This is a genomic window from Acidaminobacterium chupaoyuni (genome assembly GCF_047936785.1).
Lineage (GTDB): Bacteria > Bacillota > Clostridia > Oscillospirales > Butyricicoccaceae > Acidaminobacterium > Acidaminobacterium chupaoyuni.
The window spans coordinates 1,534,528-1,559,157 of record NZ_CP176394.1 but is presented as its reverse complement, the minus strand read 5'-3'; the positions used below and the strand labels follow the sequence as shown (position 1 = coordinate 1,559,157).

31 protein-coding genes and 1 tRNA gene are annotated in these 24,630 nt (G+C 51.0%); 7 read left to right on the top strand and 25 right to left on the bottom strand.

What is annotated here, in order from left to right:
• Nucleotides 1–95: 95 nt before the first annotated feature.
• The 4 genes from ACJA3I_RS07465 to pcp all read left to right on the top strand — a co-directional run bounded on the left by ACJA3I_RS07465 (nucleotide 96) and on the right by pcp (nucleotide 3,450).
• Entirely contained in the window at nucleotides 96–398 is a 303-nt protein-coding gene (locus ACJA3I_RS07465) for a FeoA family protein (protein ID WP_458861984.1), read from the top strand.
• A gap of 16 nt (nucleotides 399–414) precedes the next feature.
• The gene (gene feoB, locus ACJA3I_RS07460; RefSeq protein ID WP_458861983.1) at nucleotides 415–2,421 is read left to right on the top strand and encodes a ferrous iron transport protein B; all 2,007 of its coding nucleotides are present in this window, start codon (nucleotides 415–417) and stop codon (nucleotides 2,419–2,421) included.
• Between the two features lie 36 nt (nucleotides 2,422–2,457).
• Nucleotides 2,458–2,613: a FeoB-associated Cys-rich membrane protein gene (locus tag ACJA3I_RS07455; protein WP_458861982.1), complete on the top strand. Its 156-nt coding sequence runs from the start codon at nucleotides 2,458–2,460 to the stop codon at nucleotides 2,611–2,613.
• Between the two features lie 195 nt (nucleotides 2,614–2,808).
• Nucleotides 2,809–3,450: a pyroglutamyl-peptidase I gene (gene pcp, locus ACJA3I_RS07450; protein WP_458861981.1), complete on the top strand. Its 642-nt coding sequence runs from the start codon at nucleotides 2,809–2,811 to the stop codon at nucleotides 3,448–3,450.
• A 72-nt stretch (nucleotides 3,451–3,522) separates the two neighbouring features.
• Here pcp and ACJA3I_RS07445 read toward each other — a convergent pair whose 3' ends face one another.
• A complete protein-coding gene (locus tag ACJA3I_RS07445; RefSeq protein WP_458863831.1) occupies nucleotides 3,523–3,990 on the bottom strand; it encodes a peptidylprolyl isomerase in 468 nt (155 codons plus the stop codon).
• Nucleotides 3,991–4,310: 320 nt separating this feature from the next.
• On the opposite strand from ACJA3I_RS07445, the gene ACJA3I_RS07440 reads away from it, so the two are divergent.
• Nucleotides 4,311–5,558 carry a uracil-xanthine permease family protein gene (locus tag ACJA3I_RS07440; RefSeq protein WP_458861980.1) on the top strand — a complete coding sequence of 416 codons (1,248 nt, stop codon included), beginning with the start codon at nucleotides 4,311–4,313 and terminating at the stop codon, nucleotides 5,556–5,558.
• A 141-nt stretch (nucleotides 5,559–5,699) separates the two neighbouring features.
• Nucleotides 5,700–6,776, top strand: coding sequence for a hypothetical protein (locus ACJA3I_RS07435; RefSeq protein ID WP_458861979.1), 1,077 nt, complete (start codon nucleotides 5,700–5,702; stop codon nucleotides 6,774–6,776).
• A gap of 95 nt (nucleotides 6,777–6,871) precedes the next feature.
• Here ACJA3I_RS07435 and ACJA3I_RS07430 read toward each other — a convergent pair whose 3' ends face one another.
• The 5 genes from ACJA3I_RS07430 to ACJA3I_RS07410 form a co-directional block, all read right to left on the bottom strand.
• The gene (locus tag ACJA3I_RS07430) at nucleotides 6,872–7,225 is read right to left on the bottom strand and encodes a hypothetical protein (RefSeq protein ID WP_458861978.1); all 354 of its coding nucleotides are present in this window, start codon (nucleotides 7,223–7,225) and stop codon (nucleotides 6,872–6,874) included.
• Nucleotides 7,222–8,493, bottom strand: a complete 1,272-nt coding sequence (locus ACJA3I_RS07425) for a DUF1576 domain-containing protein (protein ID WP_458861977.1) — start codon at nucleotides 8,491–8,493, stop codon at nucleotides 7,222–7,224. Before ACJA3I_RS07425 ends, ACJA3I_RS07430 begins: the two co-directional genes overlap by 4 nt.
• A 123-nt stretch (nucleotides 8,494–8,616) precedes the next feature.
• On the bottom strand, nucleotides 8,617–9,393 hold the full coding sequence (locus ACJA3I_RS07420; RefSeq protein WP_458861976.1) for an ABC transporter permease: 777 nt from the start codon (nucleotides 9,391–9,393) through the stop codon (nucleotides 8,617–8,619).
• A 3-nt stretch (nucleotides 9,394–9,396) separates the two neighbouring features.
• Nucleotides 9,397–10,200 carry an ABC transporter permease gene (locus tag ACJA3I_RS07415; RefSeq protein WP_458861975.1) on the bottom strand — a complete coding sequence of 268 codons (804 nt, stop codon included), beginning with the start codon at nucleotides 10,198–10,200 and terminating at the stop codon, nucleotides 9,397–9,399.
• Complete coding sequence (locus ACJA3I_RS07410; protein WP_458861974.1) at nucleotides 10,197–11,171, bottom strand: ABC transporter ATP-binding protein; 975 nt, start codon at nucleotides 11,169–11,171, stop codon at nucleotides 10,197–10,199. The genes ACJA3I_RS07415 and ACJA3I_RS07410 overlap by 4 nt, the downstream gene beginning before the upstream one ends.
• A 357-nt stretch (nucleotides 11,172–11,528) precedes the next feature.
• On the opposite strand from ACJA3I_RS07410, the gene ACJA3I_RS07405 reads away from it, so the two are divergent.
• Nucleotides 11,529–11,613: transfer RNA gene (locus ACJA3I_RS07405), tRNA-Leu, on the top strand.
• A 479-nt stretch (nucleotides 11,614–12,092) separates the two neighbouring features.
• Here the strand turns inward: ACJA3I_RS07405 and ACJA3I_RS07400 are convergent.
• From ACJA3I_RS07400 to ACJA3I_RS07310, 19 genes are all read right to left on the bottom strand, one after another.
• A complete protein-coding gene (locus ACJA3I_RS07400; protein ID WP_458861973.1) occupies nucleotides 12,093–12,407 on the bottom strand; it encodes an ankyrin repeat domain-containing protein in 315 nt (104 codons plus the stop codon).
• 23 nt (nucleotides 12,408–12,430) lie between these two features.
• Complete coding sequence (locus ACJA3I_RS07395) at nucleotides 12,431–13,036, bottom strand: nitroreductase family protein (RefSeq protein WP_458861972.1); 606 nt, start codon at nucleotides 13,034–13,036, stop codon at nucleotides 12,431–12,433.
• The gene (locus ACJA3I_RS07390) at nucleotides 13,002–13,502 is read right to left on the bottom strand and encodes a nitroreductase family protein (protein ID WP_458861971.1); all 501 of its coding nucleotides are present in this window, start codon (nucleotides 13,500–13,502) and stop codon (nucleotides 13,002–13,004) included. Before ACJA3I_RS07390 ends, ACJA3I_RS07395 begins: the two co-directional genes overlap by 35 nt.
• A gap of 30 nt (nucleotides 13,503–13,532) precedes the next feature.
• Nucleotides 13,533–13,733, bottom strand: a complete 201-nt coding sequence (gene dmpI, locus ACJA3I_RS07385; protein WP_458861970.1) for a 4-oxalocrotonate tautomerase DmpI — start codon at nucleotides 13,731–13,733, stop codon at nucleotides 13,533–13,535.
• A gap of 13 nt (nucleotides 13,734–13,746) precedes the next feature.
• Nucleotides 13,747–14,301 carry a flavin reductase family protein gene (locus ACJA3I_RS07380; protein ID WP_458861969.1) on the bottom strand — a complete coding sequence of 185 codons (555 nt, stop codon included), beginning with the start codon at nucleotides 14,299–14,301 and terminating at the stop codon, nucleotides 13,747–13,749.
• Between the two features lie 12 nt (nucleotides 14,302–14,313).
• Complete coding sequence (locus ACJA3I_RS07375; RefSeq protein ID WP_458861968.1) at nucleotides 14,314–14,859, bottom strand: flavodoxin family protein; 546 nt, start codon at nucleotides 14,857–14,859, stop codon at nucleotides 14,314–14,316.
• A 96-nt stretch (nucleotides 14,860–14,955) separates the two neighbouring features.
• Entirely contained in the window at nucleotides 14,956–15,390 is a 435-nt protein-coding gene (locus tag ACJA3I_RS07370) for a MarR family winged helix-turn-helix transcriptional regulator (protein ID WP_458861967.1), read from the bottom strand.
• A gap of 19 nt (nucleotides 15,391–15,409) precedes the next feature.
• Nucleotides 15,410–15,697: a putative quinol monooxygenase gene (locus ACJA3I_RS07365; RefSeq protein ID WP_458861966.1), complete on the bottom strand. Its 288-nt coding sequence runs from the start codon at nucleotides 15,695–15,697 to the stop codon at nucleotides 15,410–15,412.
• A 120-nt stretch (nucleotides 15,698–15,817) separates the two neighbouring features.
• Complete coding sequence (locus ACJA3I_RS07360; protein ID WP_458861965.1) at nucleotides 15,818–16,645, bottom strand: aldo/keto reductase; 828 nt, start codon at nucleotides 16,643–16,645, stop codon at nucleotides 15,818–15,820.
• Nucleotides 16,642–17,538 carry a radical SAM protein gene (locus tag ACJA3I_RS07355; RefSeq protein ID WP_458861964.1) on the bottom strand — a complete coding sequence of 299 codons (897 nt, stop codon included), beginning with the start codon at nucleotides 17,536–17,538 and terminating at the stop codon, nucleotides 16,642–16,644. Before ACJA3I_RS07355 ends, ACJA3I_RS07360 begins: the two co-directional genes overlap by 4 nt.
• Nucleotides 17,539–17,558: 20 nt before the next feature.
• Complete coding sequence (locus ACJA3I_RS07350) at nucleotides 17,559–19,478, bottom strand: oxidoreductase (RefSeq protein ID WP_458861963.1); 1,920 nt, start codon at nucleotides 19,476–19,478, stop codon at nucleotides 17,559–17,561.
• Nucleotides 19,479–19,638: 160 nt separating this feature from the next.
• A complete protein-coding gene (locus ACJA3I_RS07345) occupies nucleotides 19,639–20,250 on the bottom strand; it encodes a TMEM175 family protein (protein WP_458861962.1) in 612 nt (203 codons plus the stop codon).
• Nucleotides 20,251–20,574: 324 nt separating this feature from the next.
• The gene (locus tag ACJA3I_RS07340; protein ID WP_458861961.1) at nucleotides 20,575–21,021 is read right to left on the bottom strand and encodes an arsenate reductase ArsC; all 447 of its coding nucleotides are present in this window, start codon (nucleotides 21,019–21,021) and stop codon (nucleotides 20,575–20,577) included.
• 146 nt (nucleotides 21,022–21,167) lie between these two features.
• Nucleotides 21,168–22,217, bottom strand: coding sequence for an ACR3 family arsenite efflux transporter (gene arsB, locus ACJA3I_RS07335; RefSeq protein ID WP_458861960.1), 1,050 nt, complete (start codon nucleotides 22,215–22,217; stop codon nucleotides 21,168–21,170).
• Between the two features lie 82 nt (nucleotides 22,218–22,299).
• Complete coding sequence (locus ACJA3I_RS07330; protein ID WP_458861959.1) at nucleotides 22,300–22,620, bottom strand: ArsR/SmtB family transcription factor; 321 nt, start codon at nucleotides 22,618–22,620, stop codon at nucleotides 22,300–22,302.
• Between the two features lie 43 nt (nucleotides 22,621–22,663).
• Nucleotides 22,664–23,074: a thioredoxin family protein gene (locus ACJA3I_RS07325; protein WP_458861958.1), complete on the bottom strand. Its 411-nt coding sequence runs from the start codon at nucleotides 23,072–23,074 to the stop codon at nucleotides 22,664–22,666.
• 24 nt (nucleotides 23,075–23,098) lie between these two features.
• The gene (locus ACJA3I_RS07320) at nucleotides 23,099–23,791 is read right to left on the bottom strand and encodes a cytochrome c biogenesis protein CcdA (protein ID WP_458861957.1); all 693 of its coding nucleotides are present in this window, start codon (nucleotides 23,789–23,791) and stop codon (nucleotides 23,099–23,101) included.
• Nucleotides 23,788–24,354, bottom strand: a complete 567-nt coding sequence (locus ACJA3I_RS07315) for a thioredoxin family protein (protein WP_458861956.1) — start codon at nucleotides 24,352–24,354, stop codon at nucleotides 23,788–23,790. The genes ACJA3I_RS07320 and ACJA3I_RS07315 overlap by 4 nt, the downstream gene beginning before the upstream one ends.
• The gene (locus tag ACJA3I_RS07310; protein WP_458861955.1) at nucleotides 24,344–24,601 is read right to left on the bottom strand and encodes a 4Fe-4S dicluster domain-containing protein; all 258 of its coding nucleotides are present in this window, start codon (nucleotides 24,599–24,601) and stop codon (nucleotides 24,344–24,346) included. The genes ACJA3I_RS07315 and ACJA3I_RS07310 overlap by 11 nt, the downstream gene beginning before the upstream one ends.
• Nucleotides 24,602–24,630 lie beyond the last annotated feature (29 nt).

The window sequence follows — 24,630 nt, the reverse complement described above, 5'->3', positions numbered from 1 at the left end:
AAAAGGTGTTGATTTCTCTTGACGAATCTCTTTCCTGCCGATATACTGTTAGCGTAGACTAACAGTTAGCTTAGACAAACCAAGGAGAGTAATCCATGAAATTAGATCAACTTCCCATCGGTCAGCCCGCCACCATTGTTTCAGTGGGCGGCGAAGGCGCCTTAAGGCGGCGTTTGCTGGATATGGGGCTTACCCCAAGAGCCAGCATCACCATTCGCAAAACAGCACCCATGGGCGACCCTATCGAACTGCATGTGCGCAGCTATGAACTTACCATCCGTCTGGATGATGCCAAACAAATCGAAGTGATGCCCTGCGGCGCTTCCCCCGAAGCGGATCGACAGGCCGAACATCCTTTGCTCCACAGGCACCGTTTTCACGGCAATCATTCCAGATAGAAAGGTTTTTGATGTTATGTTAAAATTTGCCCTTGCAGGCAATCAGAATTGCGGCAAAACCACGCTTTTCAATCAGCTCACCGGCAGCAATCAGCATGTGGGCAATTTCCCGGGTGTAACGGTCGATCGCAAAGAAGGAACGATTCGCGGCCACAGCGACGCTGTGGTGGTAGATCTGCCGGGCATCTATTCCCTTTCGCCCTATACTTCAGAAGAGATCGTCACACGCGATTATCTTTTAAAAGAAAAGCCGGATTGCATCATCAATATTGTGGATGCCACCAACATCGAGCGCAATCTCTATCTTTCCATGCAGCTGACGGAACTGGGCATCCCAATGGTTCTGGCGCTGAACATGATGGACGAAGTGCGCAGCAACGGCGGTTCTGTGGATGAGATCAAACTCAGCGAAGAACTGGGCATTCCCGTCATCCCGATTTCAGCCAGCAAAAATCAAGGCATCAGCGAACTGATCCGCGTAGCGCTGAACACCGCCACCAAGAAAACACTGCCCAAGCGGCTTGATTTTTGCCAGGGAGCGGTTCACCGCGCCATCCACTCGCTGAGCCACCTGATCGAAGACCATGCCCAGCGTAACGGCGTGCCCGCCCGCTTTGCCGCCACCAAGCTTTTGGAAGGCGATGAACCGATGCTGCAAGCGCTTGCGCTTTCTGAAAACGAAGTGGAAACCATCGGCCATATCGTGGAAGAAATGGAACGGGATGTTGGCCTTGACCGCAACGCGGCGCTGGCCGATATGCGCTATCGCTTTTTGGAAGACCTTTGTGCCACGGCGGTGGAACGCCCCCATGAATCGCTTCAGACAAAGCGTTCGGTGAAGATCGACCGCTGGCTCACCCATAAATATTTGGCCATCCCAATTTTTCTGGCCATTATGCTCACGATTTTCTGGCTTACCTTCAGCGTGATCGGCGCCGCTTTGAGCGATCTGCTTTCTTTGGGCATCGATCGGCTGACAGGCTGGGCGGATGCGGGCCTCACCGCCTACGGTATCAACCCCGTGATGCATTCTTTGATCATCGACGGCGTTTTTGCCGGCATCGGCAGCGTGCTTTCTTTCCTGCCGATCATTGTCACCCTGTTTTTCTTTCTTTCTTTTTTGGAAGACAGCGGATACATGGCCCGCGTGGCGTTTGTGATGGATAAATTGCTGCGCAAGATCGGGCTTTCCGGCCGTTCGTTCGTGCCGATGCTCATCGGTTTTGGCTGCACGGTTCCCGCTGTTATGGCCACGCGCACTTTATCCAGCGATCGTGACCGCAAAATGACCATTCTGCTCACCCCGTTTATTTCCTGCAGCGCCAAGCTTCCCATCTATGCGGTTTTCACCGCGGCATTTTTCCCGCATTACCGCGGGCTTGTGATGATGGGGCTTTATGTGGGCGGCATTGTATTGGGCATTCTTTCCGCGATGCTGCTGGGCAAAACCGCTTTTCGCGGCAACCCGGTTCCTTTCGTGATGGAACTGCCCGCCTATCGCCTGCCCTCGATGAAGAGCGTCTGCCTTCTGATGTGGGATAAAGCAAAAGATTTTATCACCCGCGCTTTCACCGTTATTTTTGTGGCGACACTGATCATCTGGTTTTTACAAACTTTCGACAGCCGGTTCAATGTGGTTTCCGACAGTCAGGCCAGCCTGCTTGCTGCCCTGGGCAAGACCATCGCGCCGTTCTTCGCCCCGCTGGGCTTCAGCGATTGGCGCTTCGCCACGGCTCTGGTGACAGGCTTCACCGCCAAAGAAGCCGTTGTCAGCACCATGGCCGTGTTAACCGGAACTTCCATTGCCGCGCTGCCCGAGCTGCTTTCTTCCTTGCTTTCCATCCCCGCCGCGCTGGCGTTTTTGACATTCACCCTGTTATATACCCCCTGTGTGGCGGCGATCGCGGCCATTAAAAGAGAGATCGGCGGGGCCAAAGGCGCCGCTTTGGTGATTCTTTATCAAACCGGTGTGGCATGGCTGGCTGCGTTTATCGTGTATCATGTTGTTTCTTTGCTGGTATAGCTTTTTAAAAGATTCTCTGTTCGAGAAAGGGATTTTATGAATTTCTATGATTGGATTTTGCTCATTGCGATAGCGGCCGCTCTTTTCTTTGCCATCCGCGCCATCCGCCGCGGCAAGGGTTCCTGCGGCCATTGCGGCGGATGCGCTTCCTGCCCGATGCACGGCCAGTGCAGCCATCGCCCGCCCCAATAAAATATTTTTTTCAAAAGAATATCACCTTTTTCAAACCGGTTTGTGCTGCCCGCGCAAACCGGTTTTGTTTGGCCTCTTCCCTTGTTTTTTCGGCGCGTTTCATTTCTCCGTTGCAGATATCCTGTTTTTAAGCTATGATAACAATAACAAAACAAAAGGCTGGGAAACAGCCGTTTTCAAGAAATGGGGTCCATTATGAAAATTCTTGTAACAGGTTTTGAACCTTTTGGCGGTGAAAGCGTCAACCCGGCGCAGCAGATCCTGGAAGCGCTTCCCCAACAGATCGGCGGCGCAGAAATCATCAAGCAGGTGGTTCCCTGCGTATTCGATGAATCGATCAAAGTGATCCATCAGGCGATGCAGAAGCATCATCCCGACGCCGTGGTCTGCCTTGGCCAGGCAGGCGGCCGCAAAAGCATCACCCCCGAACGCGTGGCCATCAATCTTTCCGACGCGCGCATTCCCGATAACGCCGGTCAGCAGCCCATCGATCTTCCCATCATGCCCGATGGCGAGAACGCCTATTTTTCCACTTTACCCATCAAAGCCATTGCCGATGCTCTGCGGCGTGAAAACATTCCCTGTGAAGTTTCCAACACCGCGGGAACCTATGTCTGCAATCATGTGATGTATGGCGTGCTTTATTGGATCTCAAAAGAATTCCCCCAGATGCGCGGCGGATTCATCCATGTTCCGTTCACCGAAGAGCAGGTGAAAAACAAACAGGATGTTGCTTCTCTCCCTCTTTCCGAAATGATCCGCGGCATTCAAAAAGCCGTTGAAACGGTGGCTTGTGTAAAGCAGGATCTTCATACCGCCGAAGGGCGCGAACACTAAATCAAGCATCGAGTAAAAATAGAAAAGCCCCGAAATCATTGATTTCGGGGCTTTTCTGATGCCAAACGGCTGTTAACCGATGGTAACGGTTTTCATAACGGGCGCTTTGCCGTCTTTTAAATATTGTTCAACGATTTTGTCAACGATCTTCATGCTTTCTTCATCGACCGTTCCGAAAGCCGCATACGCGCCATCCAAAAAGGTTGCGTCGCCCAGCGTGATGAAGAACTGGCTGCCCGCGCTGTCAAAATCTCTTGCGCGCGCCATAGAGATCACGCCGCGCACATGGGAAATGTTGTTCTGCACACCGTTCTGAACGAATTCGCCCTTGATCTGATAACCGGGGCCGCCCATGCCCGTTCCGGTGGGATCGCCGCCCTGAATTACAAAGCCGGGTTCAATGCGGTGAAACACAACGCCGTCATAGAAGCCTTTTTTGGCCAACTTTTCAAAATTTTCACAAGAGATCGGCGCCTGCTTGGGGTCTAACTGCACATGGATCTCTTCGCCGCTTTCCATTACAATGGTTGCCTTTGTCATGTCATTTTCTCCTTTTTTCAGCCCAAGCAGGATTCCCGCGCCGATGATGAAAAGCGCGGCCACCGCTGCCAGCCATTTGAATTTGTTTTTCATGGTTGCTCCTCGATCTGCTTTTGGTTTTGCAGATATGATAGAATCTTTTTTAGTTTATCACTTTTGCCGCCATGATACAATCGTATTTCTGCCGGTTTTCTCACAATTTATTCTACGGCATTTTTGCTTCGTTTTTCGACTTTTTATTGCATAATCACTTGCGCAACAGGCGGAAACTTGGTAAAATTAATCGGATTTGAATTTTTATTGAAAGAGAGGTCTTGATTTTGGAAGAAAAGTCTAAATTTTTTCCCAAACTGAACGCCAAAAACCTGCTTCTTGGCTTACAGCATCTTTTTGCGATGTTCGGTGCAACCGTTTTAGTGCCTGCCGCAACCGGTTTGAATCCCTCTGTTGCTTTGTTCACCGCCGGTTTGGGCACGATCGCTTTCCATCTTATCACAAAGAAGAAAGTGCCGGTGTTCCTCGGTTCCAGCTTCGCGTTTGTTGCCGCGCTGCAAACCATTATTAAATCCCAAGGTATTCCCGCCGCCCAAGGCGGTATTATTATGGCCGGCGCCATTTATCTGGTTCTTTCGCTGATGTGCTATATCTTAGGCGTGGATACCATTAAAAAGCTGTTCCCCCCCGTGGTGACAGGCCCCGTTATTATCGTCATCGGCCTGAGCCTGAGCGGCTTTGCCATCAGCCTTGCTTCCGCCCAGTGGGTCATCGCTCTTCTGGTGCTGTTCACGGCCATCATCGTTTCGATCTTCTTCAAAGGATTTTTCAAGCTGGTCCCCACACTGATCGGCATGAGCGTTGGCTATATCGCCACCATTATTTATGATCTCTGCATCGCTGCCCCTGATGCGCGTTTCATTGATTTTTCCAAAATCGCCAGCGCCCCGTGGGTGAGCCCTTTCTGGAATTTCACCGATGGCTCCTTCTTCACCATCCCCCAGTTCAGCTGGAGCGCCATCGTGATGATCGCCCCCATCGCCCTTGTCACCTTTATGGAGCATGTAGGTGATATCACCACCAACGGCGCGGTCGTCGGCAAAGATTTTCTGAAAGATCCCGGCCTGCATCGCACTTTGCTGGGCGACGGCCTTGCAACCATGATCGCCGGTGTGTTTGGCGGCCCCCCGAACACGACTTATTCCGAAAACACAGGCGTTCTGGCGGTTACCAAAATCTACGATCCCGCTCTGCTGCGTCTGACAGCTGTTTTCGCCGTGTTCCTTGGCCTGTTCGGCAAATTCGGCGCTGTGCTGCAAACGCTTCCCGATCCTGTTCTGGGCGGCGTCTGCATCCTGCTTTACGGCATGATCTCGGCTGTGGGCATTCGCACCCTGGCCGAAGCCAACCTCGATTTTTCCAACAGCCGCAATCTGATCATTGTCGCTGTGATCCTCGTCCTGGGCCTTGGCCTGAGCAACGGCATTGCCATCGGCAGCCTCACTTTATCGGGCAACTTTGTGGCCGTGCTTGCCGGCGTTCTGCTCAACGCCATTCTCCCCGCCAACGAATAACCGAAGTTTCGATCGCTTTGCAGCCCTTTGGCAAACCGCCGAAGGGCTGCTTTTCTTTTGCGCTTTTCAGAAGGATCTTTCGCACTTTTGTTTCTGTTTTGCATAGGATGGCGTGAAAACAGAAATAGGAGGAAACAAATCGTGGCATATGAACCTTTGGAATACCGCTTTTTTCTGGGCGCCAACTCGGCTTATGGATTCTATTCCTATTTTGAAGATGCCGTAACAGACCCGGATATCCACTTCAACTACATCCATAAAGGCGGCCCCGGATGCGGAAAATCCACCTCGATGAAACGCTTTTTAGCCCATGGCATCGAGCAGGGGGAAACCTGTGAGATCATCCCCTGCTCTTCTGACCCCGATTCTTTGGATGGCGTTCGTTTTCATAAAAAAGGCGTTGCCGTTTATGACGGAACCGCCCCCCATGTGATCGAAATGACTTTCCCCGGCGCGCAGGGCGCTTATATCACGGCGCCGCCGTTTTTGGCCCCCATGGAACTGAAAGCAAAAAAAGAAGAACTTCAAAACACCAATGCCGCGCTTGCCGGGCAATATGCTCAAGTCTATCGCCTGTTGGCCGCGGCGGGGAAATTTTCAGAGCTGATCTATCATGAAGTCGCTGATATTTCTTTCATGGATCATCTGGAAAAACGCGCAAAAGGCATTATCGGCCGTGAAATTCCAAAATCTTCGGGAACCGGCAAATGTCATCGCCGCTTTTTGGGCGGCATCACGCCCCATGGGCTGATCTGTTATTATGAATCTGCGCAGGCTCTGGCGGGGAAAATCTATGAACTGGAAGACCCTTATGGTTTCGCCCCGCAATTTTTGGAGCCGATCTTAAAAGCGGCCTTGAAAAACGGATATGAAGTTTATGCCTGTTATGACCCGCTTTTGCCCGAGCATTTACAGCATCTGATTATCCCCGCCCTGTCATTGGCCTTTGTTTCCAGCAACTGTGCGTTTCAATATTCCGGTGATTCCGCGCGACGCATCAATCTGGCCGGTGTGGTGGAAAATAAATCGCTGCGCCCCATCCGCGGCCGCATCCGTCTTTTCCAAAAGCTTCAGCTTTCGCTGATGCAGGAAGCTTGCGACGAACTGGCCAACACCAAAAAATATCATGATAAGCTGGAAGAACTTTATCACCCTCATCTGGATTTTGACGCTTTGACGAAGCAAACCCAGCAGCTGATCGAAACCCTTTTGAAATAAGCAAAAAAGATCCCCTTGCAGCCTGAGAGCCGCCCTGATGCAAAGCGGCCCTTATGAAGCAAAGGGATCTTTTCCGCGCGTGAAAAAACGCGCTTTTAAAATTTTTTGAACATTGAAATGATCATCAGGTTGCTTTCCATACGCGCATCCGCTTCATCGAGCATCTGTCCGATCAACTGCAGTTCGGAATCATCACAGCCTTCATCATCGCCTGCCAGTTCCCAAAAATAAGCTTCCACCGCTTCGTTTTTTTCAACTTTCAAAAAACGGTTCAGGGTTTCCACCTGTTTGGCGCCCTGCTCGCGGTTTTCACAGTTCGCCGTGAAAACAATGCGAAACCCGTTTTCTTCTTTGCGGAGATCCATATGCGTATCTGTTATGCCGGCATTGAACTGAAACATCAAAATTTCATCGATAATGCGGCTTACTTTTTCTCTTGTCTTATTCATCTTCCATCCTCTTTTCGCAATGATTGGATCAGCGGCAGCAGAACAATACAAACAAGACCTGCCGCAAACCCGTTGTTATATAGGTTTAACCCGCCGAAAATACCGCCCACATTCAAAACGACCCATGCGTGCATCATCCCCGCGACTATGCCCCACATGGGGCCGTAGTGGCCCGCAATAGGCGCAAGCCCCGTGGAAAACAGCACCGCCAACAGCACCGCGGGCTCACTGATATTTCTCACGGAAAGCGCGGTGGCAATCACAGCGCCAAGCATCACCCAGATGATGTTTTTCATGTGTTTGCCAAAGGAACCAAACCCCACAATGGTAAAAATGCCGCCGATGGTGGGGCCGTTTAAAGCGCCGCCGGATAAAATCACAAATGCGGTGGAAAAAGCGCCCACAATGCCCATATTCATCAGCGTGACCGGGTATCCATCCATCACGATGAAATCTGCAATGGTACGGCCGGAATGGCGCGTGATATGAACAACACCTTTGAAGCTTTTATCGTTGCAATACCACCCCAATAAAATCATAACGCCAAAAATCAAAAACAGAAAAACGCCCAGCACAAGGTTGTTTCCGCTGCTCCACAGCAGGCGGGTGCTGTATTCGTTGCCGAAAGATTTGAGCATGGAAACCAAAACCACGCCCACCATGCCGGCGGCAAACCCCACATTATAAAGGTTATAGCCCTGATGGACACGCAGTGTGTAGGCAGAGATCCCCGGCAAAACAAAACCGATCAAGATGCCCACCACCAAAGGAAACGCAAGGCGGAAAATTCCTTTCCACTGCGCGGCGGCCAAAGACATTTCTGTAACGATGGGCGATAAAGTTGTGCCAAACAACGCGATATAAATATATTTGCTGAATTTTTCTTTGCGATAAAGCGAATAAAGCCACGCGCCGCATAAGATCGGCAGCACATTAAACGGGTTCTTGCCAAACAGAGCAAAACCGCCCATCAAAAAACAGCAGGATACGCTCATCCCCGTAAACGGAAGATGCAGCATTTTCAAAAGAAAAATAGAAAACAGCATTAAAATTCCGCTGTTAAAAAAAGCGGCGCCGATACCGGCCAATTCCATATAATCCGTTACCAGACGCGCGGGTTCTGTTAAAATGACGATCATGCCTTTGAAAATTTCCGCGGGAGTCGCCGTTATAAAGGCAAACACGATCAGCATTCCCGAGAAAATCAACAAAGTGGTAAAAACATAATCACTTTCTTGAGCTTTTGTATACTTAAAAATTCTTTGCATCCTATTCCCCCTGTTTTTTTATATCATAATTTAGTTTATCATTTTTTTGCCCTTGCTGTAAACTATGTATTATGAAGTTGTCGCCTGTAAATAATAGGATGCCGCCCGTGAGCCAAAGATCTTTCACGAACCCGTCGATTTATATTTTCTCAAACCGAACTTAAAAAATCCATAGCAGGGTATCAGAAAAAAAAACCCCGCCAGCGGCAAAAAAGCAAACCCCACCTGATCGGATCTTCCGGTGAGATAGAGAAACGGATAATATTGAAACAAAGCAATGGGGATCACATAAGTGAAAAATTTAAGCACGCCTTCCCCATAGATCGAAAGCGGATATTTGCCGAATTCCCGGCTGCCGTCCGTGAAAATATTCATGAATTCCAAGCCCTCGATGGTGAAAAAGCTGATGCCCGCATATAAAACGAACAAGGCGGTGAAAACAGCCATGCCGCCCGCAATCATCAGCACCATTGTGGCGATCTTATCAAAGCTCCAGCTGATTTTGCTGGCTGGGATGGCATAGAGCAGCACCAAAATCGACTGGATCAGCCTTCCCATGCGGGTGAAATCGACATTTGAAGTGAGCACCTGAAAAATCTCACTGCGGGGTCTCACCAGAATTCTATCCAGATCCCCGCTGCGTATCAGCCTTGGGAACACATCAAACCCTCTGACAAAGCATTCGGTGACGGAAAATGCCGTGAGCACAATGGCAAAACAGATCAGAATTTCTGAAAAGGCAAACCCCTTTACAGTGTGGAAACGCGAGAACATAAAGTAGATTTCAAGAAATGCCGTGAATGAAATCAAGAACTGCCCCAGCGCCATCATAAAAAATGAGGCTTTATATTGCATCTGTGATTTCAGCAGCATCCCAATATATCTTATATAAAGTTTCATGTCTTATCCCCCCTGCACGACGACTTTTTTCAGCGCCCGTTTCATCAGCATCCGGCCGACGATCAGCAGCGCCGCAAACCAGAAAAGCTGAAGCGCAATGCGCCGCAGCGCTTCTGCGCCGCCCAGATGCCCGGCATAGATCAAAAACGGCGTGTTCTGCATGGAAGCAAACGGCAGGCTGTAAAAAACCGGCTGCAGCGCTTTGGGGAAAAACGGGATGGGCATGACCGAACCCGCGAAAAATTCTACGATCGGAATGGCGAGGATCCGTATTCCCATCGGTGAAATCGTGTAAAAAGCGGAAATATAGATCAGCATGGAAAAGGATATCAGCACCAGGAAGCCAAGAATCAGAGAAAAAAGAAACAGCAGCCCCATTGCCGCGTTTGGCGGCAGCGACAAGCCAAACGGCTCGGGCAAACAAGAAGCGATCAAAAGCACGGGAGCGCAGCGCAGCGCTGTTCGCGAAAGCCGGATAGCCATATTTTTTATGAACCACATGGTGTAAAGATCGCAGGGGCGGCATAATTCATAAGCAATGCTGCCGGTGGTGATGCTTTCAAACAGATCGTTATCGAAAAACCATGCCATAAACATGGCCAGAAAAGCCTGCTGCATCCAGATATAGCTGGATAATTCGGAAAAAGTCATGGGAAACTGCTCTTTTCCGCCCTGATAAAACGCCCAGAACATCAGCAGCGTCATGCTGCCCCATGCCACTTGCGTAACCATGCCGGCCCACGCCGCGGCCCGATATTGAAGCCCCGCAATAAAACGGATGCGAAAAAAGGAAAGATATTTTTTCATAGCTGAAATTCCTTATAAAGCGAAACCACCATTTCATCCACGGTTTCCCCCACGACGGAAATATCTTTGATCTCTGTCCGGGCCGAAATGGCGGTGATCGCTTGAGAAACAGAAAGAACCGCCGTATCGATCATGATTTCGGCGTGGCCGCCCATATCTTTGACCACCGTCATCGATTCGCAGACGGGGAGTTTTTCCCCGATATAATCCACGACCAGGGTCTTATGGGTGGCGTTGCGTGTTTTCAATTCATCAAAAGAGCCATCCAGAAGAATCTTCCCCTTCCCGATCAGCAGAATCCTGTCTGTCAGGGCCTCGATATCCTGCATATCGTGAGTGGTCAGTATGACGGTCGTTTTGTTTTCGCGATTGAGCGCTTTGATGAAATCTCTGACGGCGATTTTTGAAACGGCATCCAAACCGATGGTTGGCTCATCCAGAAAAAGGATCTTCGGGTTATGCAATAAAGATGCCGCAATTTCACACCGCATTCTCTGGCCTAAAGAAAGCTGTCTGGCGGGCGTTTTGATAATTTCACCGATGTTCAAAAGCTCTGTAAGCTGTGAAACGGTTTTCTGATAAGCGGCGTCTTCTACCTGATAAATATCACGGATCAGTTCGAAGCTGTCGATGACGGGTACATCCCACCAAAGCTGAGAGCGCTGGCCGAAAACCACGCCGATATCCTTCACATGCGCAATTCGATCCTTCCAGGGTATGCGGCCGTTGATGACGCACTGACCGCTATCCGGCGTTAAAATGCCGCTCATGATTTTTATGGTGCTGCTTTTTCCGGCGCCGTTGGGGCCGATATAACCCACCATTTCACCATCGTTTATGGTAAACGATACCTCCTGCAGCGCGGGAATATAGGTATATTCTTTGCGGAACAACGCCTTGGCCGCCTCTGAAAAACCACCACTGCGCTTTGCCACTTTGAAGGTCTTGCTTACCTTCTTCAGTTCGATCATCTCTCATGCCTCCCCTGTTTTAAAAATGTAAAATTTTATCAGATTCGATAAAGATATTCAATATATCATTTTTTGATAAATTTTTCAAGCCCCCATCATGATAAAATTTTCAGATCACTGTGAAAACGCATTTCATTTGGGGAAACTTCCGTTTGATTTGCCTGCCGAGATGAATCTTCCGTTTGACGCGTTTTTTGAAATATGCTATACTGTTTTTGCTTATTTTGCGGCCACCGTAAACAACCTGCCGCCACGATATCGTTGAAGACATGCACTGCCTGTTTTTATAACTGCGGATCAAGCATAACACTCCGCCTCGGTCTTCTCCCCGTGTAAAAACAGAGAAAAACTACATATGCGCCTGTGATGGAATTGGTAGACATGCGAGATTTAGGTTCTCGTGCAGCAATGCGTGTGGGTTCGAGTCCCTTCAGGCGCACCAACCCCTTGAAATCAATGATTTCAGGGGGTTTTTGCTGCATTTTATCTGTGCACCGCTGTTTACACAGATTTCAGGGTTGAATTTTGGTTAAGGTGAAAGAATTCGTTCTCTGTGAACAGAAACAACTATATCCCAGAACAATTTGTCACCGATTGTTCTCTTGCCAGGCGTTCTCAAATGTGATCACCGACGCGGCGAGTATATTCCCCGCCGGATCGCACAAAGGCCACACAGAGGCGCACAACTCCACCCGCGCGGCAATCAGAGCGAGAATTGCCGGTAATTTTGCATTTTTTATCTGCCCGCAAAATATGAACAGGCGCCCAACCCGGCGTGTATTGCCGGCGTTGAGCGCCTGTCGTCATAGTAATTCAATTCGCTTGCCATGTTACATGCTCTCATTTAATCGAAACTTCTATGACAGGTTTCGCTGTATCAATCGGTTTTAAAACATCTTCTTCATTGCAAGGGCGATGCTCTCATTTTGTCACCGCGGAGATATACGCAGCTAACGCCCTGCGGGGAGTCGCGCTTGCCGCAGCGGATACACTCTGCCGGGGCTGACCATCCTTGTTCGGGATGGAAGGGTCGGGCCTGTTTTCAATCAGGAGCTTGGCTGCCGACAGATTATCAGCCCCTACGGCGTCATGAAGCGGTGTGAATCCATTTGCGATTTTCTGGGCATTGACATCAAATCCATAGTCGATCAACGCCTGGACAATCTTTATATCATCCTGAAACATGGCCGCGTGGAGTGCGATTCCGCCGAAGGAATCCCTCGCGTCCACATCCACACCGAAAAAGAGAGGATAACAATTTAGAACTTTTCATAATGAACACGCTCCGCGTTCCACCGATCAACAAAATGATTGGCGTTTCCCTCCTTTGGGTAGCCGACGGCGACAACGGCAAACGGTCTCAGCTTTTCGGGCAAAGAGAACTGGGACTTAACGGCATTGATCCGTTCTTTCAGCGGATGCACGCCCAGCCAGACAGCGCCCAATCCCAACTCTGTGGCCTCCAGCAGCAGGTTTTCCGCCGCGGCGCCCAGATCCTGCTCCCAGTTTTCTGAAAATTTCATCCGGTCGGTGTTGCCAAGTAAGACGATCGCCAGCGGTGCTTTCGCAAGCAAACCGGCATACGGGCTCATCTGGGAAAGCTGTTCGAGAGCGGCTGCATTTTGCACCACAAGAAATTCCGACGCCTGCTGATTTCCCGCGGAGGGCGCCTGCATAGCGGCGCGAAGCAGATTTTCGATCTTCTCCGGCTCCACCGGTTTTTCCAGATAGGTACGCACACTGCGGCGCTGAAAAATAGAATTCATAAACTTACTTCCTTTCCTGTAAAACGGCAGAAGCGTCGGCGTGAAACCGGCGCTCTCCTTCAATTTACCAGCGGTTCTCGTGTACCATGGAAGCATCATAGCGGTCGGATGCTTCCGGCTGCTTTTCCGGCCAGCCGATGGGCAGCACGGCGTAAGGAACGATGTTCTCTGGCAGCGAAAACACCTCGCGCAGATGCGCCATACGGTTCTCCATGGGATAGGCCGCGTAATAGACGGAACCGAGGCCCCTATCGGCAGCCTCCACGAGAATATTCTCAACAGTGGCTGTGCAATCGATAATATTGAAGCCTGCGCCGTTGAAATCCTTGTTGTTGTCGCCGCAGACAACGATGGCGGCCTGCGCGTCTTTTACAGCCTGCGTGTAATTATCCATGGGCAACTTTGCAAGAAGCGCTTTGTCGGTGACCAGAATGAACTGCCAGGGGCGGTCGTTCATGGCGGTGGGCGCGCTCATGCCGGCATGGAGCAGATCGCGCAGATCCTCCCGGGAAACGGGACGGTCAGTGTAGCTGCGGACACTTTTACGGGCAAAAATTGCGTTCATAATTTTTCCTCCAATCATTTTTCTCGAATATTATTTCTTGAGTCTTGCTTTCAGTTCTTCCACCGTCTCGCCACCAAAGCCAAGGTTCTCCGCAGGCTGTTCGTGAAGCACGACGCTGAAGAAGCGATCCGGAATTCCGGTGGATTCCGAGGCTGTTTTGGTGAGATTGTGAATCAGTGCGATTTTCTGCTCCTTGGTCAGTTTTTCTCCTTCAAATGTGATAACAGGCATAATGAGTTCCTCCTTATTTTTTCAGAGACATTCCAATATTCCAGCAGCGCCCCACCGCATCACCGGTGCGGAGATAACGGGTCTGCTGCATCTCAAACAAGATGGGATGAATCTTTTCAAAATCGATTTTGCCGTTTTCAGCAAGAGCGTCCTCCCGGACATAGGTGTTGACGGGGCGCACAATACAGTTCAGGTGCGTTTTTGTCTCATGGATTTCCTCGATCACACACTCCATGGCGACAGGTGCGTTCTCGATCAGCGGCGCATCCGGCAGCTGCCCGTAAAAAATCGGGAACACATTGGATTTATCGACCGTTTCTCCCGAAACAATGCCAACATAATCAGCCTTCACCAGCATGGATTCATCCACCAGATTGATGGAAAGATTGCCTCCCACATGAAACGCTCTTGCCGTGTAATGTGGTTTGCCGATGCTCAGCATCATGCACTCCATTCCCCAGATACCCACATGCGCCACATTCATCCAGTTGACCTTGCCGTTTTGCATGGTTCCGACCACCGTGTCCGGCATCGGATACAGCCCTATAATGTTTCCAATATTTTTCATATTTAACTCTCCTTATTCTTTGATTTTCCGAATCAGAAATGCTACATTCTCGCCGAAACGGCGGATCGCGTTCATGCCTTCTTCATCCTGCAAAGCCTGGCCGGGCGCCTGACCGAACACGATGTTCCAGTAGGTGGAGCCGGGGACAATCATGTCGTTGGAAAGATAGAACATCATCATCTCCTGAAGTGAAGTTGTGCTGCCGCCGCGGCGAGCGATGGCGATGGGGCCACCCACCATGCGAGAGAGAAAGTTACCCTGCTGGGCGGACGCCATCGCAATGCGCTGGAGCGCCGTCATCATCTGGGCGCGAACCGTGCCCCAGTAGACCGGGCCGCCCACAATCAGGCCGTCAGCCTCTTTGATCTTGGCAATGACGGCGTCGAAGCCGTCGTCGCCGCTGGTGAAATCCATGGCGTCGTGCAGTTTCATATTGGCGAGGGAAATCACCTCGGCTTCCACGCCGTTTGCTTCGATGACCTTTGCACACTCGCGCAACACCTGAACGGTGTTGCCCTCTGCGTTGGGGCTGCCGCTGAGTAAAATTACTTTTGCCATTTTACAGATCTCCTTTTATTCATTTTATTCAATCTTGAATTCAATGTTGAACTATATGTCTAAAAAAGATGTCTGAGCTTTCTCAGACAGCCTTTTTCAGTTGAAGTTTTCGATGGCTCGCACCATTCTTTCCACGAACTGCTGCTGTTCCTCCTCGGAAAAGCCGCCGAAGATCTTTTCCCGAAGCTCGGCCGAGATCCGGTCGAAGTCGGGACGAAACGCCAGCGCCTTCTCGGTTGCCTGCACATAGGTGCAGCGGGCGTCGGTGGGGCAAGTCTCCTTTGTCAGATAGCCCAGCCGAACCAGACGGTTGATACTTTCGGTGATCGTGGTTTTCTGCTTGCAGAGCGAATCATAGATGGTTTTGATCTGCACCTTTCCGTTGTTTTTGTAGACGACGGAAAGCACGGAGCCATAACTCGGCACCAGTTCGCCGTGGCCGCAGGCCTTGAGTTCATCGCGCAGAAATTCATTGATCTTTGTGCGCAGATGGGAAGTGTAGGTTGCGGCGCCCATGGGAGATGCGTTCATAAGGGTTCCTCTTTTCATATCAGATGATCTGCTCATAAACATTCAGATCGGTCGCCTGCGTCATCAGCCTGCCCAGCTGCGGCACGATTCGGGTGAAATGCTCGGCGTGCAGGTGGGTGTCCAAATCCTCACGGCTTTTCCACTCCTCAATCATGGTCAGCAGTTCGGGATGCTCAGCATCCTGATACACTCCATAACTGATGCAGCCTTTTTCCCCGCGGGTGATCTCCACCAGTTCCCGGCAGAGAGATAATATCTCATCCAAATGATTCAGATCGGCATAATTCTTTGCGACTACTTTCAACATATCGTTACCTCTCTTCTGTCAATACCAACACAATACTTCAACTTTGAACATTTGTCAAGAGAAAATTTCAAAGTTGAAGTATTTATGGCAATGCTTTCACCAAACGCCCCGCTGAAAGAATCAAAAATCGAAATGATCCGGGTCCGGCCCGACGCGCAATCCCATATCCAGGGACTGAATCTGCGCCATATCTTCCTCTGTCAGCGCAAAGTCGAAAATTTGCGCGTTGGATGCGATGCGATCGCGGTGAACGGACTTGGGAATAACGGCCACACCGCGCTGAAGATCCCAGCGCAAAACGATCTGCGCAGGCGTGCGGCCGTATTTGGCGGCCAGTGCCTGCAGCGCCGGATCTTCCAGCAGCGGAACGCGGGGACCGCCCAGCGGGCTCCAGACCCCCACCGCAATCCCCGCCTTTTGGCAGGCGTCGATCAGTGCCTGATTGTTCATCAGCGGATGAGACTCCACCTGATCCAGCATTGGCTTGACGCCGGTCGCACGGATCAGATCGTTCAAGTGATGGACATGAAAGTTGCTCACGCCGATGGCACGGATATCCCCCCGCTCATAAAGCTGCGCCAGTGTTTCCCACGCTTCTTCCTTGCCCTCCACCGGCCAGTGCAGCAGACAGAGATCCAGATAATCCGTGCCGAGGTTTTCCAGCGTCTGATAAAAAGCAGGAAGTGTTTGTCCGGCGCGGATATGGCTGTTCCAGATCTTCCCTGTAAGGAACACATCGCCTCTATTGAATCCACTTTTCTTCAATGCGCTTCCGACCCCGCGTTCATTGCCATAGGCAGCAGCAGTATCGAAATGACGGTATCCCGCTTTCAGCGCCCACAAAACCGCGTGCTCCGTCTCGGCGCCGTCTTCAGCACCATAAACGCCAAGGCCCAGCTGAGGCATTTTGACGCCATTGGACAAAGTCACATAGGTCTGCTCGCTCATTCGAGAATCGCCATCCCCTCATAGCCTTTTTCCGGATTGGAATTGAGAATCCGGGCAGGAATTTTGGCCATGCCCTTTTCCAGCATTTCAATGAGCTTATCCTTATCCTCAGGCAGCGTACCGGCAACAGGAACCACATTGGAGGTATGCAGGCCAAAGAAGGCAGTGCCATCCAGTTCCAGGCGCTTGAGAAATTCCAGTTCTTCCTGAATGTTCTGGCCAAGCGTGTTTTCTGCAAAAGCACCCGCTTTGACTTCCTCGTACAGCGGGCTTCCGGCATCCACATGCAGGGTCGCAAGGAAAATCAGATAGGGCTTGACCTCATTGAGCAGCTGTGCGCTGGCAACGGCATTCTCCATCCATTTTTCCGTTCCGGCCGCGCCGAGAATGATGTTGGCAGAAAAGTCGATGCCCGCCGCATTCAGCCTCTTGAGCTGGGTGCGGGCTTCTTCCAGTGTAAATCCTTTATTGAGGTGCTTCAGCACTTTGTCCATACCGGATTCGATGCCGATATTCAGCTCGTTGATCTTGAGCGCGCGAAGCTGGCGCAGTTCTTCATCTGTTTTGCTCATAATGTTTTTCACAGAGGCGTACATGGCGATGGTTTCAACCTCCGGAAAGATTTCATTAACTTTTTCCGCAATGGTTTTCAGCTTATCTGCACTAAGCACAAACGGATCAGCACCCGTCAAAAAGATCCGTTTTGCCGAGCGATAGACGCGGCGCATCTCCAAAAGATCATGCTCGATCTGCTCCATGGCCGCCATGCGGAATGGAACGCCATGATACATGGTGCAGAAGGTGCAGGCATTGTGGCTGCAGCCGGAAGTGACCTCGATCAGAACAGAATTCGCCTCAAAGGGCGGACGAAAAACAGGGCCTGTGTATGTCATGATTTGTTCCTCCTATTATTTTATAATTCCAGTGCGGCTTGATAAGCCGCGTCAATGCCATCCAGCGCCTTGCCGACTGCGAAAGCATCCCCAACGACTGTCACAGGATATTTGTCTTCCAGTTCCTTTGCCAGCGCGGCGTTGGAACGCGATCCGGATGCCACCACCACAAGATCGGCGGGGATCAGGCGCTGAATGCCGTTTTTTTCGGTCAGAACGCCATGATCCGTAATCTCCAGCGTTTTCGTGTTCTCCAGAAGCTCTGCCTCGTATCGCTTCAAAGACTCCATCAGGAAGTGCCGCGGCGCGCCGGGCAGGTCGCCCGCGATGTCGGCACTGCGCTTGATGATGGTCACGGTACAGCCGTGAACCGCCAGATGCTCGGCCGTCTCTGCGCCCACGATGCCGCCGCCGATGACGACTGCATGGCCCCTGAAATCGACTTTGCCGGAAAGAATGTCCTCTGCCGTATACACAAAGGGCTTTTCCACGCCGGGAATCGGCGGAACAGACGGCGTTGCTCCGGCCGCATAGATAATGGCATCAGGCATGACCGCTGCCGCCAGTTCCGCGGTGACTTCCGTGTTCAGCAGCACTTTCACACCGCTGCGGATCAGCTCGCCTTTCTGCCAAACGGTGAAGGAGTTCAGCATTTCCTTTCCGGGAGGCACCGCGGCCAGCAGCCACTGGCCCCCAAGACGGTCAGCCTTGTCATACAGTGTCACATCATGCCCGCGCTTTGCTGCCACAATGGCAGCCTCCATCCCGGCAGGGCCACCGCCGATGACCATGACCTTTTTGGATTTCTCTGCCTTGCGAATGGTGTAGGTTTCTTCTTTCCCTGTGCGGGGATTGACAAGACAGGATACCGGCTCCTGCACGGCGATTTTACCCTGACAGCCCTGCCAGCAGCCGATGCAGGGCAGAATTTCGTCAAGACGGCCCTCGTGCACCTTGTTTGGCAGCTCCGGATCGGCAATAGAGGCACGGCCCATGGCGATGAAGTCGGCCTTGCCCTCCCGCAGCAGGCTTTCCGCCACTTCCGGGTAAATAATTTTATCAACGGCGAAAACCGGAATTTTCACCAGACGGCGGATCTGCTGCGCGTAATCGGAGAATGGCGCAGTTCTCACTGCGGATGGCGCGGAAACGATGGATCCGCTTTTGTAAACACCCGCGGAAACATGCAGAGCCGCCACACCGGCTTCCTCCAGAATCTGCGCGATGACCTTGGTGTCTTCGATCGTCAGGCCGCCCTCCACCATCTCATCGGCAGAAATGCGATAAATAATCGGATAGCTTTCGCCGACCAGTTCTTTGGCGCGGGCAATGATTTCCAGCGGAAAACGAAGGCGGTTGCGCAGGTTGCCGCCGTATTCATCGGTGCGCTTATTGGAAAACGGCGAAACGAACTGATTGATGAGATAACCGTGTGCGCCATGCAGCTCGACAGCGTCGTATCCGGCATCCCGCCCGCGGCGGATGCCCTGGGCAAACTTTTCGACCAGTTCCCTGACCTCCTCTATGGTAAGCTCATGGGGTGTTTCGGGTTCGGTGGGGTCCTGAATCGCAGAGGGAGCCACCGGCCGGCGGCCTTTGATGGCGCTGCCGGATTCGCGTCCCGCATGATACGCCTGCACGGCGATCTTCGCGCCATACTGATGAACGCGGTCGGTAAGCTCGCGGTGACGCGGGATAAATTCATCCTTCCAGATGCCGGGAAGATTTTTAAAACCCGCGCCGAATTCATCGACTGAAGTGTCCTCGCAGATGATAAGGCCCCAGCCGCCTTTGGCCTTTTCCTCATAATAACGGATGTAGCGGTCTGACAGGCTGCCGTCCTCGTTTGCATATTCCGTCAGCATCGGTGGAACGATCAGGCGGTTTTTGACCTCCATTGTGCCGATCCGCCCGGCAGTAAAAAGATGATCGAATTTCATATTGGTGCGTCCTTTCCATTATAATTTCTACAATGATGTAAATTTTATTTTTTATACTTATTTATTGCGCCATTATCGTATCATCGAGCAAACAATTACACAAGTAGGCACTTTTTGGTATGGCACGCACCTGGAGGTAAGATTTTGATTATTCCATCCATCAGCTGTTTTGCACGCGAGAGGTTTTCCAATAGGCAAAGCCGTGAAAACCGATTCCAATCAGCAAAAACATGGCACCGACTGCGGTGGAAAACAGCGATGCCCCAAAAGCTGCCGCATAGATCAGCGTGCTTGCAAGGGGAAGTCGCCTTACAGTTGAGAAACAAACGGCATAGCCTTCCGTCGAAAGCAAATCCTTGTTTTTTCGCAAATAGGAGTAAAGCCAGAAGTAGGATGCCGAAATGCTCATTGCCACCGCGGCGTAGAGTGCAAACGCAAAACGCATATCCGCTTTGTTTTGCGTCACAAGACTGTCCGCCAAAAGGGACATGGAGTAGTTGAGCAGCGTTGTTAAAAAGATGGAAAGGAGATTCAGCACATTCAGCTTCGGGCTTGTCTTTTCGATACAGCAGAACAAATCATGGTGAAACAGCCAAAGGATGCCAATGTAGGAAAATGTCAGAACATAGGCGAAAAGGATCGGCCACTGTGCCAGCGCCGCTGTCGCCAACTTTCCGGTCGGATATCTGGGGAGCCTGAATTCCAAAACCAATATCGTAATCAAAATGGCAAAGATGCCATCGCTGAATGCCTGTACCCGGTCTGCTTTCATGCTGTATCCTGCTTTCTGCAGCCGATGTCCGGCGTGCAGTATCAGCATAGCTTTGCATTGGATTCCGCGCAAGTAGGCACTTTTTGGTGTGGCACACACCTTGCGGTAAGAAACGGAAGGTGTATCCGGCTACAGCGCCGTGATATCTGGGTGGCTGATGAAATGGACAACACGCTTCTTTTGGGATTACTTCTCCGCGGATGTACTGTCTTCCCCAAAGACAACAAAAAGCGGTGTTCAAGGCTGTAGCCCTGAATACCGCTTTTTCCTGTTGATCGTCGAAATCAGCAGATTAAAAGTACAAAACGAAATGTGAAATCACTATTAATTCAGCAATTCTCTCAGTTCCTTAATCTTTGACTCTATGGTCTTTGCTGTGCGTTCAAATGCGGCGTCATCCTGACCCGTCGGGTCCTCTAAACCCCAATCCTCATGGCGGGCACAGGGCAGATAAGGACACTCCACGCCGCAGCCCATCGTGATAACCACATCGATAGGCGGGAGCTCGGTGAGCAGTTTGGGCCGTTGTGTTTGCGTCATATCGACGCTGTATAGTCGCTTTATCACACGAACAGCATCAGGATTGATTTGATCCTTGAGCTGCGTTCCTGCCGAATAGCTTTCAAAGATGTCTGCTGCCAGCAGTTTTCCCAACGCTTCGGCCATCTGGCTGCGGCAGGAGTTGTGAACACAGATAAATGCGATTCTTGGCTTTTGGTTCTCCGTTGTCAGGTTAATCATTCCTTCCCATTTTGGTTTAATATACTGCATTTCGCGTTGGATTTCCCATTTTTGTTACAAATTTTGTAAATACAATTGCTCTCATCATCAGGGTTTTGCTTGGGAATTATCAGAAATTCTTATAATCTCTTTCTCATCCGACTTCCCGTTTTGGTTTCGTAAAGCGAACTTCAGCATTATTTAGCAGGAAACCATGCCTTTGTTCTGTTTGCAATTTTTACCAGTGTCAGCATGACAGGCACTTCCGTCAGGACGCCGACTGTTGTGGCAAGAGCCGCCGGGCTGGTCGTTCCAAAAAGCGCCACTGCCACCGCGACCGATAGCTCAAAGAAGTTGGATGCGCCAATCATGCCGGCAGGTGCAGAAATGTCATAAGGCAATTTCAGAATGCGGCAGGCAAAATAGGCGATAAAGAAAATCAGATAGGTCTGAAGAACCAGTGGCACCGCAATCAGGATAATATGAAGCGGGTTATGGAGGATCACTTCACTTTGGAACATAAACACCATCACCAGCGTGAGAAGCAGGCCGGTCGTGGTTACGCTGTCAAATTTATGTACGAACTTTTTTTCAAAGTATTCCATACCTCGGCTGCGCACCACCAGCACCCGCGTCAGAATCCCGGCAGTCAGCGGCACCACCACAAACAGCACTACGCTGAGAATCAGCGTGCTGTAAGGAACGCTGACATTAGAAACACCCAACAGGAACTTGACAATGGGAACAAAGGCAAACAGGATAATAAGATCGTTGGTGGCCACCTGAACGACGGTGTAGGCCGGATTGCCCTTTGTCAGCGTACTCCAGACAAACACCATCGCCGTGCAGGGCGCCGCGCCCAGCAGCACCGCACCCGCAAGATACTGCGTGGCCAGTTCTGGCGCGATCAGTCCCTTGAAAATGACAAAGAAAAAGAGTACGGCAATGCCATACATGGAGAACGGCTTGATGAGCCAGTTGGTGATCCATGTGACATAAAGGCCCTTGGGATTCTTTCCGACATTTTGCACGCTCTTGAAATCGACCTTTATCATCATCGGATAGATCATAATCCAGATCAAAATGGCCATGGGAATGGATACTTTGTAATACTCAAACTGGTTTAAGAATGTGCCGATGCCAGGAAGCCAGTGCCCCAGCAGAACGCCGACCACCATGCACAGAGCAACCCATACAGACAAATACTTCTGGAAAAAACTGATTCCCTCATTCTCATTTTTAGACATATAATTTTCTCCCCTAAACTTCATATCGAATTGTTTCGATGTGTTTCGTGTAAAGAAAGGCGTGTCTTGCCACGCCCTTCTTTTATTTGCAAACTGGATTAATGGTTTCGCAGATACATCCAATGCTGTTTGAGAAGATTTCTTGAATACTATCCATCGTAGACATCAACAATTCCTCATTCAGCGAGTAACAGGTGTACTTCCCGCGTTTTTTGTCTTTCACAATTTCCGCATCCATCAGAATTTTCATATCGTGCGAGATTGTCGACTGCCCCACATCAAATGCAGACTGTATCTCCATGGCACACAACTCACCGCAGGACAGCATATCCACAATGCGGAGGCGTTTCGGATCAGATATCGCTTTGAGCACTTTTGAAGTGTCCGCATAATTGAACTCCATAAACACCTCCGTGGCACCGTGATTCTGCCGTGTTAACCGGCGATCAGTATCCCAGCTTATGCAGCAGTTTTTCAACCTCAGCCGCGCTGTATACCTTACCCATGGATACCACCTTTTCATTGACGACCAGAGCCGGTGTGGACATGACGCCGTAGGACGCGACAGTAGCCATGTCCGTGACATACTCCGCTTCAAAGGGAACCGCCATCGCCTTGAGCGCCTCATTGGTATTGACCAGCAGCGCATGGCAGCTCTTGCAGCCGCTGCCAAGGACCTTAACGGTGGCAAGGCCAGTTGCTGCCTTCGCAGCACCCGCATCTGCTTCAAATGTTTCCACAGAGCCGTTGCAGGCGCAGGCAGGGGCTTTCTGCACCGGCTTCTCGGGCTCACAGGCTCCGCCGCAGCCGCAAGCGGGCTGTTCTTCTTTTTTCTTGCCGAATCCAAACAAAGACATATTCATTACCTCCAAAAATTGTTGTTAAAATGCAAGCCAGAACATATAGAAACCAACTGCCAGAATCAGCGCGCCCATCACGACCGTCATGGCGGTTCCGGCCTTCCCGTAGGCATCGCTGCCGCTGATCTTCTGAACAAATCCCACGGATGTGCCCGCGATGATCACAAGCGCGCTGTGTCCGAGGGAATAGAGCAGCATAAGCAGAATACCCCAGAGGAGGCTCCCTTTTCCGGCAATCATACCGAGCAGCGCGATCAAAACAGGTGTTGAGCATGGTGAAGCGAAGATTCCGGCCAGTATACCCGCCAAAAACGCTCCGAGCCAACCGCGCCGTCTGTTTTTAGACAGCAGATTGGCAGACGGTATCAGGTGGATCACTCCCCAGGTCTGCAGCGCCATCAAAATCATCAGGATACCGAGAAAGCCATACCAGACAGGTGATGAATTCCCCATCAGTCTCCCCGTCGAGGACGCGATCAGTCCCAGTGTGAGAAAGGCAATCGCGGTTCCAAACGCAAAAATCACCGAATAACCTAACGCCTTTTTTGCATTCCGGCTTTCGCTTCCGCCCACATAGCCAATCACCAGCGGAACACTGGACAGGGAGCAAGGCGTAAACGAGGTCAGAATCCCGGCGAACAATGCAAGCAAAGGCGCGAGCCAGAAATCCCCGGCGATTGCCTGTGCAATCTGATTCAGCCAGGCGTCCATCATTTTACTCCCATTTCCGCAAAAATCTGCCGCATCTGTTCTTCCGTAATCCCGCCCTGATGGACTGTAAACACATGCTCGCCTGTATCCTTGCTGGAATACATCGTAAACTCAATTTGCTTTTGCAGACTTTCGCTGGGGACGAAGGGCGTACCGTCCGCATCAAAAAACACCTGCGTCGGAATAACCTGGATTGGGAAATCCTCCACACCGTCCGTGTATTTCCAAACATCAATGAACTGAACAGCGGCCTTGCCCTGCCACTCGGCATTTAAAGTTTCCAGTACCGGGGCCATCTTTTTACAGGGAATGCAGGAATCCGATCCGAAATCCACAACGGTCGGCACGCCGTAGGCCTTGATTGCTTCCAGATCGACCGCGGTGATCTTCAGCGGGTAGGTTCCCTTTGCAGCAGATTCCGCAGAGGTCGTCGGTTCCGTATTCGCCGAAGGTGACTTTGACGCATTCTTCCAGAAATACATTCCGGCGATGACCGCGATGATAATAAGCAGAATCAGAATTTTGAATGTTGTTGGCAGCCTTTTTGTTCGGTTGTCATCGCCCACAGCAGCTTCCTCCGCCGCAGCCGCAGCCACCTTTCATTGCGCCGCCATCGTCGCCGACATAGGAGATTGCCCCCACAGGGCACTGACTCTGGCAGCCGCGGCAATGGTCAATGCAGCCGTCTGGATTTACAACGACTGGCGTTGGAGACTTGCTTTTGTCATAGACGCCGTGCAGGCAAAAGTCGGAACAGGTGCCGCATTCGACGCATGCGGCGTAATCAATAACAGGATACCATTTTGCAGCCATTTTCAATTCTCCTCCAAAAACAATGTGTA